Here is a 19,010-nt window from a genome sequence, read left to right as displayed (position 1 = left end):
AACGGGTTTCCCTGCGCTGTTTTCATAAGTGGATTTCATAAATGCAGGCACCAAAATAAGCATACGGAAATGATCCGCATGCCTTAGTGTGCATGGTCATTATCCCACTTGTGGCTTACGAGGTTAGCTGGCGGATTCGGACTGTGGTAGCCCTACGGTTACAGGTCAGGTAGCCTGCTCCGATTCACCCCTTTTGGCCTTGGCCAAAGTGTGGTTCCCCCGTTTTTCCTTCCGGAAAATTCAGCGCATATTCAACTTCTCACAAGGACTAATATTAAGCTACAACACGTCTTCCGTAAAGCGTGGAAACAAATGAAAAAAGAATGAAAAGCACTCAAAACAACCAAATCCATCATCCGGTATGTCTTGATCTTTCATTCTCTTTCATTATCCCTTTAACACGTGATTTTACAGGGTTTTTGCCTATTATTTTTTACTAAAATTAAGGGTATTCTCTTCTCTTCCTTCTGCCCGTCAGCTTCTTACTCTGCCGGCTCCTCTTTGCGTCCTGTCCAGAGCAGAATGGAGATTAAGGCAAAGGCTATAAGTGCAAGCAGAGGGATCGTTATAAATCCGAACCAGTTCAGATAATCCTTGTTGCACGGTACGCCGATGGTACAGGGAAGCACCTTGCTGAGCGCCGGAATTTTCTGCTCCGCATAATGATAAATAGAGATGCTGCCGCCGATCAGACTAAGGGGAAGCACGTAAGGAATGATCCGCTTGTCCGCCCGGTAGGTGGCGATCCCCAGCAGGAACAGCTGCGGGTACATGAAGATCCGCTGGAACCAGCACAGCTTGCAGGGCTCGTAATGCAGGACCTCACTGAGATACAGGCTTCCCGCTACAGCAACCACACAGACGAACCAGGCCAAGTAGAGACAGTTACGCCGGCAGAAGGCAGTGAAGGCGGTCATTGGGCGGCCCCTGCTCCCGCTGCTGCTGCCTGAATCTGGGCGTCAATCGCCTCCATATTGAAAGGCTCCTTCACCTTGATGCCGTTCACGTACAAGGATGGCGTATTCGTTACGCCCGTATCGGAGCCAAGCTGAATATCCCGGTCCAGCTCCTTCTCATAGGTGCGGTCATCAATATCCTTGCGCAGCAGATCATAATCCACCGGCAGTTCCAGCTGCTTGGCGAGACTCACCATGAAGTCAGGCGTAGCCCATTCCTCCTCTTCATTCCCCTGATTGGCATAGATCGCATCGAAGTACTTCCAGAACGCTTCCTGGTTCTGATGATACACCGATAGGGCTGCCAGGGAGGCCGTTCTCGAATCCTTGCCGATGAAGGCCAGATTCACGAAATAGAAGGCTGCTTTATTCTGATCTACATAGCCCTGAACGATCTGCGGCTTGATGACACCGGTGAACTGGGCGCAAGCCGGACATTTGAAGTCGCCGAATTCCACTATTTTGACCGGAGCATCCTCCTTGCCAAGCCGCATCATTTCACTGTAATTGAAGGCAACCGGCGTGCTGTCTGTGCCGGCAGGCGAAGAGTCCTTGGAAGCAAGCATGAATAAGCCTACAAAAATAATAATAACGATGGCCACCGTACTCACGATCAGAATTCTCGTTTTCTGCTTCTGCTGCTCCTGCTCTGCCCTGCGCTTCTCCTGCTTGCTCATCTGGGGAGCCGTGACATTGTTCTTTTTTGTTTTGCTCAAAGAGAGTTCCTTTCCGTCCTCAGGACTATCGTGATAAAAGAATAGTTACTTTCAAATTATATAATGTTAACTCTCTTGTTGGCAATCGCTGTCTTATACGGCTTCATTCTCCTCTGCTGACTCCCCTTCCCCTGTATCCTTGCCGAAAAACACCTCCGGGGAATGCTCCTGCGACTGCAGCTTAATTCTGAAGAAGAATTGTGTGCCGCCCCCTTCTGCCGGTTCTGCCCAGATCTCTCCTTGCATCAGGTCTACAAGCTTCTTGCAGATCGCAAGGCCCAGACCCGTGCCGGGGTACTTACGGGTATGCGACCCGTCCACCTGGGAGAAGGACTGGAACAGCAGCTGCAGCTTATCCGGTGAGATGCCGATGCCAGTGTCGCGCACCATGAATTGCAGCGCCTGAGCGGTCTCCCTGACGCCATAGGACTCCACCTTAACCGTTACCGTGCCGGATGGCGTGAATTTCACCGCATTGCCGATCAGATTGATCAGAATCTGGCGGATACGCGCAGCATCCCCGGTGAACTTGTCGGGAAGCCCCTCCTCGATCAGAAGCTCCAGAGATAACGGCTTGTCTTGTGTGCTCACCATGAACAGGTCCATACAGCCCTGGAGCAGCGCCTTCAGCCCGAAAGAATCCTTGTTCAGCGAGAGGGCATCCGCCTCCAGCCGGGAGATATCGAGAATATCGCTCATCACATGCAGCAGAGCATGGCTGCTTGTACTCTGAAGCCGTAGGAGCTCCAGATGCTCAGGATTGGTGATCTCCTCGGCCAGCAGCTGGTTGACGCCGATAATGCCGTTCAGCGGTGTGCGGATTTCATGGCTCATGGTGGCGAGGAACTCGCTTTTCATCGTCACCGCACTCTCCGCGGCATCCCTGGCCTCCAGCAGCTCATACTGATACTTCATCAGGGCAGTCACATCCTCGGCCACAATATAGACCCACTGCTCCGTATGATGCAGCAAAGGAAAGACGGTGACACTACAGATCAGCTGCTCCCCGCCTTTGCTCCGTACCTTCAGCTCCAGCTTGGAGGACTGCCCCCGTGAAGCGCGCGTTATGGCACCCCGTACGGCCGCTTCATCCCTTTCGCTGTATAGTATCGCCTTATAATTCCCCAGTTCTTCGCTGCTATATCCGGTAATGTCCCGCAGAGCAGGATTAGCACTGATTATCTTCTTACGGGCAGGATCAATGCAAATCACCATATCAGGGTTATGCTCGAACAGCGCAGTATACCGCTGCTCATTAAAGGCGGCTGACTGGAGTACCCGCTGCCGGTCCCTGTACAACAGAGCAAGGACGATCGACACAATGAACAGGAAGGAGCCGCAGAGGATCATTCCCAGTATCGAATCCTGCAAATAGAGCACGTGCGCGGCTGCACTGGACGGTTCTCCTGGAGAGAATGAAGCGCCCGCCATGGCAGCGTAATGGATGCCTGTGAACGCGCCGGTCAGGGTCAGGACAAGCAGCAGCTTTTTGAAGCTGAACATATTGTAGGCCTGCTCCAGCCACTTCGGTTCATAGGATGCGGTGACCACCGGAACGATCAGGGCGAACAATACCGCCATTATAATTGAGAAAGCGCCTTGCTCATACGTTGCCGTAAGTCTCATCGACAGAATGCCGCTGAAATGCATAATCAGGATGCCGCTGCTGAACAAGAGGCCGCCCAGAGCCAGATAGACCCTGCTGCGGGTGTGCGGGTTATTCAGCATAGCTAACAGCATATAAGAAGCTGCCACGGGAATCACTAGAGAGAACGCCAGTAGCGGCAGATTATACGATACCGGAACGGCCATATCCATGGCACGCATCCCGATGAAATGCATGCTCCACAGGCCTGTGCCAAGCACTAGGGAGATGAGCAGGATGAACCGGGAGCTCCGCTGGCCGCGAAGCAGACGTTCCGTCAGATCGAGCGCCGTGAAGCAGGAGAGAAAGGCTATCGCAACCGACAAGAGGACAAGCAGATCATTGTAGGTGTTAAAAGGATGCTTCAACGCTCCCGCCCCTTTCTTGAATCGGATAGATTACATGTATTTACACTTCCTTACCCGCCTTAAATCCGGCCGAATCGGAGATAGGTCAGAACACTTCATCCTTATAACAAAAAAAGCACAGCGCTGTAGTAGCGCCATGCTTATATTGTATGCAGCAGCTTATGCTCCGGCTTCTTCCGTCAATAACTGCAGCTTCAGCAGCTTGATCCGGGAAATCCGCTTATTATCGGTTTCTTCGACCACGAATAAATGATTGTCGAACTCAATGGACTGGCCCTTTTGCGGCGGATTAACCTCCAGCTTGGAATACAGCCAGCCGCCGATCGTATCATAATCATCAGTCTCCATATGGATTCCGAGCTTGTCGTTAATCTCTTCAATCAGCATCAGTCCGTCCACGGAGAACTCATCCTCTCCCAGCTGCTCAATGCCGGGCCGCTCCTCGTCGAACTCATCCTGAATCTCACCGACAATCTCTTCCATAATATCCTCCAGTGTAACCATCCCCGAGGTACCGCCGTACTCATCAATAAGAATGGCGATCTGGGTCTTGGCACGCTGCATGACCTTCAGGAGGCTGCTGATCTGAATCGATTCCGGTACCGTCAATATCGGACGGATCAATTCATTATAGCTCGGCGCCTTCTCCCGGATCATATCCTTAATATGAATGAAACCAAGAATATGGTCCTTGTCTCCGTCACAGACCGGATACCGGGTTCTCATTCCATCGAAGGCAATCTCCAGATTCTCCTCCGTCTCCAGATGCGTGTTCAGACAGATCATCTCGGTACGCGGAATCATAATCTCCCGGGCCATTGTGTCGGCAAATCCAAAAATATTATCCACCAGTGTCATTTCTGTGTTGTCGATCAAGCCGCTTTTGTTACTCTCCTGCATCAGGATGCGGATTTCTTCCTCCGTATGCGCAGTAGCCAGCTCGGAAGCCGGTGTCAGACGGAAGATCCGCAGCAGTCCCCGGGCCAGCCCGTTAACCACCCAGATGAATGGAAACATGATCCGGTAGAAAACGTTCATCGGTCCCGCAGTTAACAGAAGCACCGCCTCAGCCTTATTCACAGCAATGGTCTTCGGTGCAAGCTCGCCGAGTACAATATGGAGAACCGTGATGAACATGAAGGCAATAATCAGGGAGATGACAAATACAGTAGTATCATCAAAGCCCAGTCCCCTGACCAGCGGCCCCACAATTGTGGCCACGGCCGGTTCACCGAGCCAGCCCAGTGCAAGTGAAGCAAGGGTCACCCCAAGCTGGCAGGCCGACAGGAAGCCATCCAGATTATGGACGATGTTCCTTGCGGCCAGCGCTCTCTTGCTGCCTTCCTCAATCAGCGATTCAATGCGCCCGCTGCGCACCTTCACCATCGCGTACTCCACCGAAACGAAAAAACCGTTAAGCAGCACAAGCAAAATAATAAGTCCTACATGTAATATACCGGGTAAAGGGTCGCTCAATTTATACTCCTATCCACCGTAATCTGTACGGCTGGATAGGCCCACCTCCTTCGTTTGCTCAAAATGTCAGACTCGATTACGCTAAAAGAACCCTTGCGTATCAATTCCCCAATGCCCTCATCTCCTATACAAAATCACGGATTATAAATAATACTTTCATTATATAAATATATTAGGTGAAACAGCAAGCATGCGTGTCCCCTCGAAAAATACAGCATATGTACGTACGGGAGCATAAGTAACGGCTGACCGCCTCAAACCAAGGCGGACAGCCGTTTTTGGATGATTCTATGGATAAATGGCCGAAAAAAGCGGATTAGCAGTTGCGCACTCCAAGCGGATTCCCGACAACGCCCGGATATTGATAGACAAGCGGCTCTTCGAAAGTAGCGTAATCAAAGTTAACCATCAGCAGCACTACCCGCTGGCCGGTAGCACGGTCGCTGATAATCAGGTGGTCACGGCCCGCAGCTTCCAGCACCCCGGTATAGACCTTGGCATTCCAGTCCTTGTTGTTCTCATATGTGAAATAGAAGGTGCCCACCTTGCCCAGGTTCAGGCGGAATATGTTCTCCACATAGGACTGTTCAAACACAGGTGCGGCTGTGGAGACCACCGTGCCGCCAGGCATCATGGGACTGCCGCTGCTGACCTGAGGCGGCATAGCGACCATGGTGCCCATGTTCCCCATGTTCCCCATGTTTCCCATTTTCCCCATATTCCCGATGTGCCCCATGTTGTTCATGTTATTCATGTTCTCCATATTATTCATATTGTTCATATTGTTCATGCTGCCTGCTGGATTGCTGCCCATCATATAAGGAACTGGGCGGTACGGTTGAACGATCATGTACGGATTACCTCCTAAAGTGTAATAACTGCCTTGTCTTGCCTAGTATACTGCCGGACAATCTCCCTGTGTCGGAGTGAAGAAGCAGTGAGCCTTGTAGCGTCCGGTATTCTGCTGATTGTACCAGGTCGCCGGACAGTCGCCGACAGGGCGGAAGAACCAGAGCGCATTCGAGGCCGGCCAGGTTCGCTCCCCGGCAATCGCACGTTTCGCCAGCCGGATATCGGCTTCCCGCGCCCGTTGATAGAAGTATCCCTTCTGCGGGGCTTCGAAGCCGCCGGGACTCTGGTACACCATGTCGTTCACACTGCGGATGTTGTTGAAATCCAGACAATTGCCAAGAATCCGGTTCACGCCGACATTGCCGACCATCAGCATGCCTGACTCTCCATCCTCTTCAGCCTCTGCCCGCATCAGCCGTGCAAGCACTCTTACGTCCTCCGAGTTTGTTTTGATGACAGCCACGCGTTCTCCTCCTTACATTCATTTCATGGACGGGTGAAGCTATGCATGCAAACAATGTGATTCTCCGTTGTTCTTTTGCTGCTCGCTGTATTGTATGTGTATTCGCCCAGGAGGTGACAGTCTGCGCCCAATTTCCTGCCTCCTCTTCTTCCGTCTCTATGCCGGATACACGCAAAAACCCCCTGGCTCCACAGCGGGAACCAGGGGGTCCTATCACCATCTATAATACATTGCCATCTTAGCTACTCCGCCGTGGAGTAGTGAGAACGCCGCTGAAAGCCATGATACCGTGTCCCCTGATACGTCAGTATGCCTTGATCCCCCTCAGCGCTCATCCCGTATTCCTGTCCCTCCACCTTGAATTCCCTGCGCACCCCATCCTCAGCTTCATAGGTCAGATAGTAGGTGGTGCTGGTCCGGCTGGAGAGACTATCCTCCTGGGACTGCTGCTGGCGCACTTCGGTCCGCTTGCTCACGATACGGGCGGGAATGGACTGCAGGGGGGCATTATTGTTCCGGCTCCACTGAAGCAATCCCCGGCCAGCAGACACAGCGATGATCCCCACGACCAGAGCGAGAAAGACCGGCAATACCGTTCCTGTAAAATCGAACAGCCAGGATGGATCACTCCCCGTTCCCATTGTCTCTTCCCCCTTATTCCCAAGTAGTTAGCACACCTGCCCCTATAGGCTTCTCTACATGTATATGCCTCTTGTCTGCAAGACAGCACCGGTAGAAACGGCAAAAAGACCATTCAGGCTCCGGTACTGCCGGGAACTCAAATGGCCTTCTATAATACCCGAGTGGCGGTTAGATTAAGCATGTACGAGGTCTAACAGTTGTCTGGTTTCGTTCGTTTCTTCCGGCATCATGCCGTTCTCTGCCCAGCAGGCTTTGCATTGTTCTTCAGTCTGGCACAAGTGAGCGTCATCGCAGTTGTAGCACAATTGCATCAGGTTTCTAGTCATATAATCCGTTTCAAAAGTTGTCATTGTAATCTCTCCTCTTCGGGTTGGAAGTTTGTTTGAAAGTTTGTGAAAAAAGTAACTTGTTCTCTATGTGTTAAATATATCACAGGATTCAAAGTTTGTCATGTGATTTTTTTCACACTTTTAAAGAAAATTTTAAATAAGATTTTTCCTTATATTGTAGAGGCCTTTAAGCGGATTTAATGTAAAAAAGAGGGTGTCCGTCAGAACGGGCACCCTCTTGTACAGTATTACATTACACGCCAGCTCTCGCCGCCGTTAGTGGTCTGAAGCAGGATCGACTTACGGTCCTCCTCCTTCGAGATCAGCAGCCAGCCGACATCATTTGAAATGAACTGCAGCTTCACTACCTCCGGATACTCCAGGAGCTTGGACTGCAGCACTGTGCTGGCCGGGAGGGCTGTCCAGGTCACTCCCTGGTCCACCGTCTTATAGAGCAGATTACCTTCCAGCGACCAGCCTGTCATGGCATTCAGGAAGTCGGGGGCCACATTGCGGTTCATGCCGGATAGCGCCGGCCGCCCGAAAGTGGTGAATTTCCAGTTCTCTCCCCCATTGGCGGTAAAATAGCCGTTATAGGTCATGCTGCCTTCCTTTTCCCTCTGACAGCCGACCGGCATCCAGCCTCCCGACGCATTCTCCCCGAAGAATTCAGGAACACCGGTAACCACCCGGTCACATCCGGCAAAGCTATCATTGACCAGGAATTCCGAACCCGATACCCAGGTCGCTCCTCCGTCCCTGGTCATATAAATCTTGGGCAGAGCGCCGGTCTGCAGCATAACAAACCCCCGGCTCTCGTCACCAAAGATCATCCCGGTCGTTACCCCCGCATGCGGAATGGAACTAGTCGGCAGATTCGGATTATACTGCTCATTCTGCATCACCAGATTCCAGGTAGCTCCGCCATCCTTAGTAGCATACAAGGCTTTGCTCTCTTTGGTCGCACTTGCATCCCACTTGGTCATCAGCCAGCCGCTGCGGCTGGAGCTGAAATAGATGGAGGACAGCTTGTTGGAATCGGGGAACGCTGAGATCTGCCAGCTGTGTCCACCGTCTGTGGTACGCAGCACCACGGTCTCGGTGGAGCCGAACGAGCTGCGGATGATCCAGCCATGCTCGGGGTCGGTGAAAAAAATCTCTTTGCCGTAGACCGGATTGCTTAGAAATTGTACATTCGTAGCTGGAGAGATATTCGCCCAGGTCTTGCCGTTATTCAGCGTCATGTACATTCGAAGCTCATTGCGCGTTACCCCCCAGGCTAGTCCTGCTGAGGGGTTGAGCAGCCGGAAATCGGTCAGCCGCGTCTGAATCTGGTATTTCTTTGCATTTTCGGGTTCGACATTCTTATTATCCGGGGTAATGACTGTAATCATCTGCCCTTCTTCCGGCGCTTCAGTCGGCTGAGGAGGCCGGGTTGCCTCCGGCGGAGGGGCGGACGAGCAAGCTGAGAGAATCAGCAGAGTCATAAGAAGCATCAACGCCACTCTTAGAACCTTGGAACATGAAGCTTTGGCTGACAATGCTCTCTCTCCTTTTCTACATTAATAAGTATTTAAAAGATTATTTCTTCGTATTCAGATTACTGCGTTTGTAGCCGTACAATGAGTAAATCACCAGTCCGAACGCAACCCAGATGATGAAGCCAATCCAGGTCTCTCTGCCGAGATTATACATTAAATAGCCGCAGGCTGCCGCACTAAGGAGTGGAACCAGCGGAACCCAAGGAACCCGGAAGCCTCTGCGGAGATCTGTCTTCGTCCGGCGGAGCATAATAACCCCGAGAGACACAACCAGGAAGGCAAATAAAGTGCCGATACTCGTCAGATTCGCCAGCCTGTCCAGAGGTACGAAGCCGGTAAGCACAGCGATCAGGCTGCCCACCATCCAGGTGCTGCGCACCGGGGTATGCGTCTTGGCACTAACCTTGGACAAGCTCTTCGGCAGCAGCCCGTCACGGGAGATAGCGAACAGCAAGCGGGTCTGGCCGAACAGCATAACCAGCAGAACGGTTGTCATTCCGGCAATCGCCCCGATGGAGATCAGTCCGGCAATCATATTCTGGCCCACGAACCGCAGCGCAAAGGATACCGGATCGCTGACATTCAGGCTCTGATAAGGCACAATGCCCGTCAGGACCAAGGATACGGCGATATATAAGACTGTACAGATCGCAAGGGATGAGATAATCCCGATTGGAAGATCGCGCTGCGGACGCTTCACTTCTTCTGCGGCGGTTGAAATGGCATCAAAGCCGATATAGGCAAAAAATACAGTGGCCGCGCCGTTCATCACGCCATGAATCCCGAACGGCAGGAAGGGCGTCCAGTTCTCCGGCTTCACATAGAAAATACCGGTGATGATGAACAGCAGCACCACGGAGATCTTAATTGCGACCATCACTGCGTTGAAGCGGGCGGTCTCCTTGACCCCCCGTGTCAGCAGATAGGAGATCAGCAGGATAATGATGACGGCAGGCAGATTGATGAATGTTCCCTTATCCGCATTATACGCTCCAGACAAAGCTGTGGGCAAATGTATCCCGAAGCCCTCCAGCAGACCCTGGAAATAACCGGACCATCCGCTGCTTACCGCTGCGGCGGCAACCCCGTATTCCAGTACAAGATCCCAGCCGAGCACCCAGGCCAGCAATTCGCCGAAGGCGACATAGCTATAGGCATAGGCGCTGCCGGATACCGGCAGGGTCGAAGCAAATTCGGAATAGCACAAGGCGGATAGCACACAGGCAATCCCCGCGATGATGAAGGACAGAACCAGTCCCGGGCCGGCATGCTCCGCAGCAGCCACCCCCGTCATAACAAAGATCCCGGTGCCGATAATGGCTCCTACCCCAAGCATCGTCAAATCTAAGGCACCCAGTGTCTTGCTAAGCTTCTCCGCTCCGGCATTCTGGGGAATGGCCAGCGGTTTTTTGCGGAATAAATCCATACTTCAGTTCGCTCCTGTCAAGTGGTTGAGTGGATAACAGAAAAATCGTTGTTAGCTTACCCTATTACGGGTAATGGATGAAAAACGGATAGCTTGAAAACACTATCCCTAGCGATTATGATGGATAAGATTGGACAGCAAGTGGAATGGCTCTGCCTTCCTTATACTACCAAAATACAAATGCTGGAGGAGATTTGACATGGCCCCATTTAAGCCCAATCGTGTTGTAGTCATCGGTACCGGTGCAGTCGGAACCACTACAGCCTATACGCTGCTGCTGCGTAAGCGCATGCCCGAGCTTGTACTGATCGATGTGAACCACCAGAAGGCGCTTGGTGAAGCGCTGGATATGAACCATGGTATGCCTTTTGTAGGAGGCGTGAAGCTTTGGGCCGGTACCTATGAGGATTGCCGCGAAGCCGACATTATTATCGTCACTGCCGGAGCCTCCCAGAAGCCTGGTGAAACCCGGATCGACCTGCTCCGCAAGAACATCTCGATCTTCAAAGATATCATCCAGAAAATCACGAAATACAACCAGCACGCGATCCTGCTGATTGCGACCAACCCGGTCGATATCCTGGCATACGCCACCCTGAAGATCAGCGGCTTTGACCGCAGACGGGTTATCGGCTCAGGAACGGTACTGGACAGCGCCCGCTTCCGTTACCTGATCGGGAAGCACAAGGAGATTGACCCGCGCAGCATCCATGGACAGATCATCGGGGAGCATGGCGATTCCGAGCTGCCGGTCTGGAGTCTCGCCAATGTCGCCGGGATTGATCTGGGCTTCGATGAAGCCGAACGCAAAGAAATCTTCGAGGATACGAAGAATGCCGCTTACGAGATTATCGATGCCAAGGGATCGACCTCCTACGCCATCGCGCTTGCACTGGACCGCATTGTAGCGTCCATCCTGAACAATGAAGGCTCCGTTCTGAATGTATCTACACTACTGAACAATTACAACGGCGTCTCCGATGTGTTCCTCGGCGCTCCGTGTGTTGTGGACCGCTCCGGTGTGCGTGAGGTGCTTGATCTTCCGCTCAGCGAAGAAGAACAGAGCTTATTCCAGCAGTCCGCTGACAAGCTCAAGAGTGAAATTACCAAGCTGGAGCTATAATTCCAGCCGGAACGAGCCGGCCGCCAATCCGCAGGGATTGGCGGCCTTTTTTTGAAATCTAAGCATCCAAGCATTTACAAGCCGCGAAGACGCGTTAAGCGACTAAAGCGAATTATGCGGTTGATTTCTCATCTCCGTTTTTCCCTTTCTCATGGTAGCAATTCATAGACAAGTTGTCATCATTAAAATGCACATTGCATGTAATTTATGCGTTAGGATATGAACAAAAATTCATAGTTCAAGTGATAATAATGCTAGACAGTTCGATTACAGGCTACCACTCAGCTTATCAGCGCTGCTGATTTGCAGTCGGGACATCGCCTCTTCCTTCTCCCGGCTCGTGATATGGGTATAGACTGTAGTTGTCTGAATGGAAGAGTGACCCAGCAGCTCCTGCACCGTCCGCAGATCCGCGCCCTTGCGCAGCAGCATAGTGGCGAACGAATGCCGAAGCTTATGGCTCGAATAGGCACGCTGCTGGGAAGAGGGCAGCTCACTCTGGAAGCGGCTGAAGGTATCCGCAGCAATGCCCTGAATTCCCCGGATCGACAATCTGCGGCCCTTCTGCGAGATGAACATGGCCTCTTCTTTGCTGCGCCAAGGGACCAGCCGGTCCGCAATCGCCTGATCGAGATACGGGGCTACATCCTCCGGAACCGGTATGCCCCGCCATTTTCGCCCTTTGCCGAAGACCCGCAGAGTACGTCGGTCTACATTATAATCACTCAGATTCAGCGTATGTACTTCCCCTACCCGCAGCCCCATATAGGACATAAGCAGGAAGACCGCCAGATTGCGGCTTCTGTACTTGCCGTCCACCGCTGAGAGGAACCGCTCCAGCTCTTTCTCCTCCAGATAGACCGGCTCACGGTTTTTGTCGGTCTTGGATTTCTTGATCCCTGCCGCCGGGTTAATAGATAACAGCTCCAGCTCGGACAGTGCCTTGAACAGACAGTTAACCGAGGCATGCTTGCGGTTACGGGTGGCATCGCTGACTCCCCGCTCACGGACCGAGGTCAGATAGGACACCACATGCAGCTTCTTAACCGTTCCTAGCTCCTTGCCGTTCAGATGGTCCAGGAATTCCCGCACATCCGCAAGGTAGGATTTCTGGGTATGTGCTGTATAACCGGCATCCTTCATCCAGATCAGGAAGGCCTCCAGCTCTTCTTCGTATGTTCGTTCCAGCTCATTCATGATCTGTTCCCTCCCTCTTAAGTACAACTATTATATCATTCCTCCGCAGTAGCTTCCCTCCATCCGGCAGCATGCTTCTCTACCATTCTGAGGAATTCGCTGAGCGCAGGAGACTTCCATTTCTTGTTATGGTAAGCGATCTGGGTGGCCACCCGCTGCGACTGGTCATTCCAGTTCAGCCGGCCCAGCTTGCCTTCCGCCAACTCGCGCTTCACCGTAATCTGCGGCAGAAAAGAGAGACCGAGTCCGGCCATCACGCACTGCTTGATCGCTTCAATGCTCCAGAACTCCAGATTCGGATCAGGAAAGACACCGTGGCTGTTCAGATGACGTTCAAACAAGGTGCGGTAGGTGCAGCCCGCTTCGGTATGCAGAATCGTTACGTTCTTCAGCTGATGCGGCTCCACTTCAGCAAGCTCCAGCAGTGGATGATCCAGCGGCGCCACCAGAGCCATAGCTTCATGAATCAGCGTCTCACAGTATATATCCTTATACTCTGTTTCCGGCTGTAGCAGGAAGGCCAGATCCAGCTCCCCGGAGCGGATGAATTCGGTCAGCTCCCAGCAGGCCCCCGGCTTCAGGGTAATCTGCACCTGCGGATAACGGCTGCGGAAATCCTTGATAATTCCGGGAAGCCGGAAGGCCGCCAGGGATTCCGGTGCGCCGATCCGCAGCGAACCGGCGATTTCGGTCTCAGACCGGAGGGCATTCTCAGCCATCGTGTGCATCTTGGAGATTTCCTGGGCATAGGGCAGCAGGCGGCGGCCTGCATCGGTAAGCATAATCTTTTTGCTGATCCGGTCGAACAGGGGTTGCCCCAGCTCTGCTTCCAGAGCCTGAATCTGTGCGGTAATACTGGACTGGGCATAATCCAGCTTCTGCGCAGCGCGGGTGAAGCTGCCGGTCTCTACCACAACGAGAAAGGTGAACAGATGCTTCGATTCCATAGCGGACCTTCCTTTGATCCATCGGTTTTTTGAATGGATGTTATTTGATAATTCCGTTTTTCCAATGGATCTATTATCTGATACTCTATAACTAAATACAAGGAAAGCGGGATTATACATATGAAGAAACACACCTCGTTACAACGTACCATCGGCATGCCTCAGGCCGTTGCCTTATACATCGGGGCTGTCCTCGGTTCGGGGGTATTAATTGTCCCCGGACTCGCAGCCGAGATGGCTGGCCCGGCTTCGCTGCTGGCCTGGGGCTTCATGACCCTGCTCATTCTTCCGCTTGCCTTATCCATGGGCCTGCTCTCTGCCAAGTTCCCTAACGCCGGGGGCGTCTCCCACTTCGTTACTCTAGCCTTCGGGCCGAAGGCCGGGGCCCTTGTCGGCTGGTTCTTCCTGCTGTCCGTTCCGATCGGTGCGCCAGTCGCCGCATTGACCGGTGCAGGATACATGACCGCAGCGATGGGCTGGGGCGATCCGGCCAGAATCGCCCTTGCCGCCGGGATGCTGGTCATTGGACTCCTAACGAACTGGATCGGCATGCAGGTCGCCGGTAAAGTGCAAATTGCTGTGGTGATCGCTATTGTTGCCGTACTGGTCTTCTCTTTTGCCGCTGCGCTTCCAAGGATGGAGCGTGCTCACTTCACTCCGTTTGCGCCGCATGGCTGGATGAGTGTCGGGCAGGCGGCGGCGATCCTCTTCTGGTGCTTCATCGGCTGGGAAGCAGTCTCGCATCTGTCGGAAGAGTTCAAGGAACCTGAGCGGGCTGCGGTTAAGGGTGTGACCATCGCGGCCATCATTGTCGGTGTCCTGTATTTCCTCTCGGCACTTGCTACCGTAGGTACGCAGAGCTATCTGCACGGCGGGGCAGATAACTCCCTGCTATGGATCATCAGCCAGCCGCTGGGGGCATGGGGAGGCTTCATCGCCGGACTCACCGGTCTCTTCATCTGCACGGCGACGATCATTGCCTATGCAGGTGCGGCTTCACGCGTGGCTTATGCCTTGTCCCGGCAAGGTTATGCTCCGGGCTGGATGGGCCTTTTATCCAATCGTTATCAGACGCCTGTGGGGGCCATCGGCTTCCTGGCGCTCTGCTTCACCTTGATATTATCGCTCTACGGCAGCGGGGCGCTCTCGATAACCACACTGATCACCTTCCCCAACGCCACCTTCATTCTTACCTATATTGGGGGTTGTGCCGCCGGAATCCGCCTCTTGCGCGGCAGCCGTGCAGGCGTAACGATCAGCGTCATTTCCTTCGCCGCCACACTTGCCGTGTTCCCGTTCACAGGCTGGGCGATTCTCTACCCGCTGCTGATTACGGCGGCGTTTGCCGGGGTGGACTATTGGAGATCCGGGGCTAGGCGTGTGGGTGAGCGGTGAGGGGGGATTTACTGTTACTTTACTGCTACACGCTTTGGAGTGGGACTCGAAGCTTGGTCGTCGCTGCGGTGAACATTTGTCCCTCCGGCCGCTGCCCAGTTTGGATTTCCTAATTAAAACCGCTCTTCGCGGTAGAAATCCAAACCAAGCCTATGCTGTAGATAGCGAGCTTTCCTGCGGAAAGCTTTCAGGCGGACGCATTCGCTCCTCCAGTTCCAAATTTCCCCTCCGCTTCTTTTTGCTTTTCGTTATTTCTTAAGTGCATTAAACAAAATAACCTGTGGGCTGTGCTTCCAACCCTTTGGCCTGCACGCCTCCGCACTGCCCATTGTGTTCGTAAAATTCCTCTACAACCGCAAACAGGCCACGCCATCCATAACAGGACGGCGCGGCCTTTCTTTTATAAGCGTTGAATTTCAGCAGCTATTGGGTCCACTCAATTGGAATGCGAAGACGGAACTGTTGTATATCCTTCGTATAAGTGAAGGAATTGGCCACAATTTCGAGCTGATCGGATGGCTGCACCGGCGGGAAAATCAGCTTAAAGGCTAATTTATCCCGGCTAATGCGCACCGGCTGTCCTTTGGGGAAAATCGGATGATCCTTGTCCTGCTCCTCCTCTAACCGAAGCGGGGTATTCTGGCTCGTGACCTGACTGGCCTCATAATATACGACCGTCTGCTTTTCCTCATAGTCAACGGAAGTCACCGTTACCGTTCCTCCTTCATCACCCTGCAGCGTTATAGGGAAAGATCCATTCAGGCGCTGACGGTCCTCCGCTTGCTTGGCTTCTCCATTTTTCGGGGGTTCAGTAACGATCAGGTTCACATAGGCCGGCTTAGGATTGAGCGCTGTCAGCGGTGAGAAGTTGAAATAGTAGTAGTCATTGGTGGCCCCATCTCCACCTTGATTCATATATAAGGTTCCAATATCATCTTCTAGCATTACATTAAGCCATGTATCAGGATACCTGTTCATCACAATAACTTGCGAAGTTACAGGACCCAGGGTCAGCTTGTCTACAGTATATAGTGAGTTATCATACATGAAATCCAGATTCTTGGGATAGACGGTAGTGCTCAGCGCGTTACTCTTAGCCCTATCTAGCAGGACAGATAAATCCCAGTTCCCCCTCGTCGTCCCTATGCAGTCGATACTCATATTTAATCTTAGCTGATCAGGCAGATCCTTATCCCCAAAGCTTAGACGGGTTGTACCTACGAAGGTATGGTCTCCTGTAATTGTGAAGTCATGGGTTGATATCGTTTGTGGATGATACCCTTCAAAATTAAGCTTATAGAAGACTGCCGCTTCTTTGCCGGTAATAGGCTCTGACGATGACGGATAGGTTACCTCATAATTTAGCACCAATGATATACCATCGTAATATTCCTCTACCAGATGGAAGGTTATTCCTTGATCTGCAATGACCGCACCTGTCGGACTGCTTAGATGCTTCTCTTCAATGGGCTTCAATCCCTCTCGATCCCCACCTTTAGCATACAAATAATCGAAGAACGGAATGACGCGCAGCGCCTCTGCAACCTTGGGCGAGACGAATCCGATCCCGGTAATGGATCCAGCTGTAACAGCCAGCGCAGCTGTGACGCCGATGACCCACTTCCTGTACGATGATAACCGATGTCTGCCTCTTGGGGCTTTCCCTACTCCTCCAGTATGTAGCTGCCACAATTCATCAAAATCAACAGAAGAAGGCATACTGTGTATGATGTGTTCTGCTTCCTTCTGTAATTGAGCGGATAATACTTCGGATTCAACATCCAGCCTGTCCTTAACTGTCGTCATTTAAGCCCCTCCTTCATCATCAGCACACCGGGGTCAAGTTCACCGCATTCTCTCAGCTTGCGCAGTGCCGCATGAAGCCTGGATTTGCAGGTTCCCAGCGGAATACTTAATACCTCTGCGGTTTCGGGAAGCGATAATCCGGCATAATAGTGCAGGGAGATCACTTCGCGCAGCTTCGCGGACAGATGGCTGACCGCCTGCCATAATTCCAGCTGATTCTCACTATGCAGAGCGATGCTCTCGGCGGAGTGCTCTTTTCCCTCTATAGGAACGCCCGCCAGCAGTTGTATCCAGGTCTTCCTGCGTAACAGATTACGGGACGTATTGACGGCAATCCGGTACAGCCAAGGCCGAAGCGGCCTGGAGGGATCATATAAATGATATTTTGCAAAGGCACGCAGAAAAGTCTCCTGGGTAATATCATCGGCCAGCACCCGCTGCTTGGTCATCATAAGGGCAATACCATAGATATAAGCGGAGTGTGCTTCAAACATGTCCTTGGCCTGTTGTTCTGTGATGGGATAATCCTTCAACGCTCGCTCCCCCTTTCTCTACTTGATATACGCTTTGACCCGGGCCATCCGTTCGCTTTACGTTTCAGAAACTTGTCAGGCGGTTATGGATGAGAAGAGCTTGACCTAATCTGCTAGAAGAAGGAGACTGTAACCTATGTCTGATCATAAAAGAGTGATTCTTGAACCTGCAGCTCAGAAATTCGCCGATGATAATGCCAAGCCTCCCTTCCTGCCCGATCTGGGTCCGGAAAAAGGCCGCGAAACGGTCAACACCGTCCAGGCTGGCGATATCGAAAAACCCGAGGCAGATCTTCAGGATCTGACCGTAACCGGCGGCCCCGGCGGTGAAGTGAAGGTCCGCATTGTCCGTCCGGTAGGCACCTCCGGTACTTCCCTGCCGGTCATTCTCTATATTCATGGAGCAGGCTGGGTATTCGGCAACAGTCACACGCATGACCGGCTCATCCGCGAGCTGACTGTGGGTACGGGCGCCGCCGTGGTATTCCCGGAATACAGCCTGTCCCCGGAAGCCAAATATCCTACGGCCATTGAAGAAATCTACGCAGTCCTGGAATGGATTGCTAGTGAAGGCTCCACGTACGGCCTGGATGCATCCAGGCTGAGTGTCGCCGGGGACAGTGTCGGCGGTAACATGACTGCTGCCATCACCCTGATGGCCAAAGAACGCAGCGGTCCGGCCATCTCTAAGCAATTGCTTTTCTATCCGGTTACAGATGCTTCCTTCGATACCGAATCGTATCATCAGTTCGCAGAAGGATATTTCCTCCAGCGCGAAGGCATGAAATGGTTCTGGGATCAATATACCACCGATCCTGAGAAGCGGGCACAGATTACGGCCTCTCCGCTGCGGGCCAGTCTGGACCAGCTTAGCGGTCTGCCGGAAGCCTTGATTATCACAGGTGAAGCCGATGTGCTTCGTGATGAAGGGGAGGCCTATGCGAATAAGCTTCGCGAAGCAGGCGTTCCCGTTACGGCTGTGCGCTTCCAGGGCATTATCCACGATTTCGTGATGCTGAACGCGCTGGCAGACACTAAGGCTAACCAAGGAGCTTTGCTGCTGGCAACGGCATGGTTGAAGGACTAAGTCACTAGAATATAACTATGTAAAAATAAAGCAAGCCCGTACCGGAGAATTCCAGTGCGGGCTTGCTTACATATATGAGGTTGCCGGAACTGGCAGCAGTGCGGTTTAGACTACCTGCTTCGAAGCAACCTGCGGTCCGTCTATTTCCGCTGGGAATAGAACTCCGCTGCTTTGATCAGCATATCCTTCAGTGAACCGAAGGAAGTCGTCTTCGCTACATGCTCATCGAGCTGATCCGACGGGAGCGATTTTATCTCCTCTGCTGATCCGGCAGAGAATCCTCCTTTTTGCAGCAGATCCTTCAAGGACTCGAAGGGAGTGAACTTTTGCAAAAAAGAACTCGATAGCAGTTGCTCCAGCGGCAGCTTCTGCAGAAGTTGCTCGACAGGCAGCTTGTCCAACGGCAATTTCTGCAGCAGCTCGTAGGCACGCCCTTCTTTGAGGGAACCGACTACTCCTTGTATTTTATCGCCTAATCCTCCAATGTTAAATCCCATAAGGTCAACCT

18 protein-coding genes and 1 riboswitch are annotated in these 19,010 nt (G+C 52.5%); of the genes, 3 read left to right on the top strand and 15 right to left on the bottom strand.

Annotation, left to right across the window (positions count from 1 at the left end):
* Positions 1-96 precede the first annotated feature (96 nt).
* Positions 97-256, bottom strand: a riboswitch (cyclic di-AMP (ydaO/yuaA leader).
* Between the two features lie 226 nt (positions 257-482).
* The 10 genes from C173_RS16730 to C173_RS16690 form a co-directional block, all read right to left on the bottom strand.
* Positions 483-917: a disulfide oxidoreductase gene (locus C173_RS16730; protein ID WP_036726554.1), complete on the bottom strand. Its 435-nt coding sequence runs from the start codon at positions 915-917 to the stop codon at positions 483-485.
* Entirely contained in the window at positions 914-1,672 is a 759-nt protein-coding gene (locus C173_RS16725) for a DsbA family protein (RefSeq protein WP_036726553.1), read from the bottom strand. Before C173_RS16725 ends, C173_RS16730 begins: the two co-directional genes overlap by 4 nt.
* A 93-nt stretch (positions 1,673-1,765) precedes the next feature.
* Positions 1,766-3,685: a sensor histidine kinase gene (locus C173_RS16720; protein WP_051478108.1), complete on the bottom strand. Its 1,920-nt coding sequence runs from the start codon at positions 3,683-3,685 to the stop codon at positions 1,766-1,768.
* Between the two features lie 159 nt (positions 3,686-3,844).
* Positions 3,845-5,161, bottom strand: a complete 1,317-nt coding sequence (locus C173_RS16715) for a hemolysin family protein (protein WP_036726551.1) — start codon at positions 5,159-5,161, stop codon at positions 3,845-3,847.
* Between the two features lie 316 nt (positions 5,162-5,477).
* On the bottom strand, positions 5,478-5,879 hold the full coding sequence (gerQ, locus tag C173_RS16710) for a spore coat protein GerQ (protein ID WP_051478116.1): 402 nt from the start codon (positions 5,877-5,879) through the stop codon (positions 5,478-5,480).
* Between the two features lie 174 nt (positions 5,880-6,053).
* Positions 6,054-6,476: a cell wall hydrolase gene (locus C173_RS16705; protein WP_036726550.1), complete on the bottom strand. Its 423-nt coding sequence runs from the start codon at positions 6,474-6,476 to the stop codon at positions 6,054-6,056.
* Between the two features lie 242 nt (positions 6,477-6,718).
* The gene (locus C173_RS16700) at positions 6,719-7,117 is read right to left on the bottom strand and encodes a DUF2500 domain-containing protein (RefSeq protein WP_036726548.1); all 399 of its coding nucleotides are present in this window, start codon (positions 7,115-7,117) and stop codon (positions 6,719-6,721) included.
* Positions 7,118-7,291: 174 nt separating this feature from the next.
* Positions 7,292-7,468, bottom strand: coding sequence for a hypothetical protein (locus tag C173_RS34690; protein WP_179090460.1), 177 nt, complete (start codon positions 7,466-7,468; stop codon positions 7,292-7,294).
* 227 nt (positions 7,469-7,695) lie between these two features.
* A complete protein-coding gene (locus C173_RS16695) occupies positions 7,696-8,943 on the bottom strand; it encodes a WD40/YVTN/BNR-like repeat-containing protein (protein WP_036726547.1) in 1,248 nt (415 codons plus the stop codon).
* Between the two features lie 85 nt (positions 8,944-9,028).
* A complete protein-coding gene (locus C173_RS16690; protein WP_036726545.1) occupies positions 9,029-10,414 on the bottom strand; it encodes an APC family permease in 1,386 nt (461 codons plus the stop codon).
* A 199-nt stretch (positions 10,415-10,613) separates the two neighbouring features.
* Here C173_RS16690 and C173_RS16685 point away from each other — a divergent pair, with 199 nt between their 5' ends.
* The gene (locus C173_RS16685) at positions 10,614-11,537 is read left to right on the top strand and encodes an L-lactate dehydrogenase (protein ID WP_036726543.1); all 924 of its coding nucleotides are present in this window, start codon (positions 10,614-10,616) and stop codon (positions 11,535-11,537) included.
* Positions 11,538-11,804: 267 nt separating this feature from the next.
* Here C173_RS16685 and C173_RS16680 read toward each other — a convergent pair whose 3' ends face one another.
* Positions 11,805-12,734 carry a tyrosine-type recombinase/integrase gene (locus C173_RS16680; RefSeq protein WP_051478107.1) on the bottom strand — a complete coding sequence of 310 codons (930 nt, stop codon included), beginning with the start codon at positions 12,732-12,734 and terminating at the stop codon, positions 11,805-11,807.
* Between the two features lie 35 nt (positions 12,735-12,769).
* The gene (locus C173_RS16675; RefSeq protein ID WP_036726540.1) at positions 12,770-13,681 is read right to left on the bottom strand and encodes a LysR family transcriptional regulator; all 912 of its coding nucleotides are present in this window, start codon (positions 13,679-13,681) and stop codon (positions 12,770-12,772) included.
* A gap of 120 nt (positions 13,682-13,801) precedes the next feature.
* Between C173_RS16675 and C173_RS16670 the strand changes: the two genes are divergently transcribed.
* Entirely contained in the window at positions 13,802-15,076 is a 1,275-nt protein-coding gene (locus C173_RS16670) for an APC family permease (RefSeq protein WP_051478106.1), read from the top strand.
* 423 nt (positions 15,077-15,499) lie between these two features.
* Here the strand turns inward: C173_RS16670 and C173_RS16665 are convergent, their stop codons facing one another.
* Both C173_RS16665 and C173_RS16660 read right to left on the bottom strand, forming a co-directional pair.
* Positions 15,500-16,882, bottom strand: coding sequence for a DUF4179 domain-containing protein (locus C173_RS16665; protein ID WP_036726538.1), 1,383 nt, complete (start codon positions 16,880-16,882; stop codon positions 15,500-15,502).
* The gene (locus tag C173_RS16660; RefSeq protein ID WP_051478105.1) at positions 16,879-17,415 is read right to left on the bottom strand and encodes an RNA polymerase sigma factor; all 537 of its coding nucleotides are present in this window, start codon (positions 17,413-17,415) and stop codon (positions 16,879-16,881) included. The genes C173_RS16665 and C173_RS16660 overlap by 4 nt, the downstream gene beginning before the upstream one ends.
* A gap of 136 nt (positions 17,416-17,551) precedes the next feature.
* On the opposite strand from C173_RS16660, the gene C173_RS16655 reads away from it, so the two are divergent.
* Positions 17,552-18,502 carry an alpha/beta hydrolase gene (locus C173_RS16655; protein ID WP_036726536.1) on the top strand — a complete coding sequence of 317 codons (951 nt, stop codon included), beginning with the start codon at positions 17,552-17,554 and terminating at the stop codon, positions 18,500-18,502.
* A gap of 140 nt (positions 18,503-18,642) precedes the next feature.
* Here C173_RS16655 and C173_RS16650 read toward each other — a convergent pair whose 3' ends face one another.
* Positions 18,643-18,999, bottom strand: a complete 357-nt coding sequence (locus tag C173_RS16650) for a hypothetical protein (RefSeq protein ID WP_051478104.1) — start codon at positions 18,997-18,999, stop codon at positions 18,643-18,645.
* Between the last annotated feature and the right edge of the window lie 11 nt (positions 19,000-19,010).

It is taken from the genome of Paenibacillus sp. FSL R7-277 (assembly GCF_000517965.1).
GTDB lineage: Bacteria > Bacillota > Bacilli > Paenibacillales > Paenibacillaceae > Paenibacillus_AQ > Paenibacillus_AQ silagei.
This window is presented reverse-complemented; position numbering and strand designations above follow the sequence as displayed.

Excerpts from the sequence above, each read along its gene's own strand:
- C173_RS16730 (WP_036726554.1), bottom strand. The coding sequence starts at position 917 with ATGACCGCCTTCACTGCCTTCTGCCGGCGTAACTGTCTCTACTTGGCC.
- gerQ (WP_051478116.1), bottom strand. The coding sequence starts at position 5,879 with ATGGGGAAAATGGGAAACATGGGGAACATGGGGAACATGGGCACCATG.
- C173_RS16700 (WP_036726548.1), bottom strand. The coding sequence starts at position 7,117 with ATGGGAACGGGGAGTGATCCATCCTGGCTGTTCGATTTTACAGGAACG.
- C173_RS34690 (WP_179090460.1), bottom strand. The coding sequence starts at position 7,468 with ATGACAACTTTTGAAACGGATTATATGACTAGAAACCTGATGCAATTG.
- C173_RS16695 (WP_036726547.1), bottom strand. The coding sequence starts at position 8,943 with ATGCTTCTTATGACTCTGCTGATTCTCTCAGCTTGCTCGTCCGCCCCT.
- C173_RS16690 (WP_036726545.1), bottom strand. The coding sequence starts at position 10,414 with ATGGATTTATTCCGCAAAAAACCGCTGGCCATTCCCCAGAATGCCGGA.
- C173_RS16685 (WP_036726543.1), top strand. The coding sequence starts at position 10,614 with ATGGCCCCATTTAAGCCCAATCGTGTTGTAGTCATCGGTACCGGTGCA.
- C173_RS16680 (WP_051478107.1), bottom strand. The coding sequence starts at position 12,734 with ATGAATGAGCTGGAACGAACATACGAAGAAGAGCTGGAGGCCTTCCTG.
- C173_RS16675 (WP_036726540.1), bottom strand. The coding sequence starts at position 13,681 with ATGGAATCGAAGCATCTGTTCACCTTTCTCGTTGTGGTAGAGACCGGC.
- C173_RS16670 (WP_051478106.1), top strand. The coding sequence starts at position 13,802 with ATGAAGAAACACACCTCGTTACAACGTACCATCGGCATGCCTCAGGCC.
- C173_RS16665 (WP_036726538.1), bottom strand. The coding sequence starts at position 16,882 with ATGACGACAGTTAAGGACAGGCTGGATGTTGAATCCGAAGTATTATCC.
- C173_RS16655 (WP_036726536.1), top strand. The coding sequence starts at position 17,552 with ATGTCTGATCATAAAAGAGTGATTCTTGAACCTGCAGCTCAGAAATTC.
- C173_RS16650 (WP_051478104.1), bottom strand. The coding sequence starts at position 18,999 with ATGGGATTTAACATTGGAGGATTAGGCGATAAAATACAAGGAGTAGTC.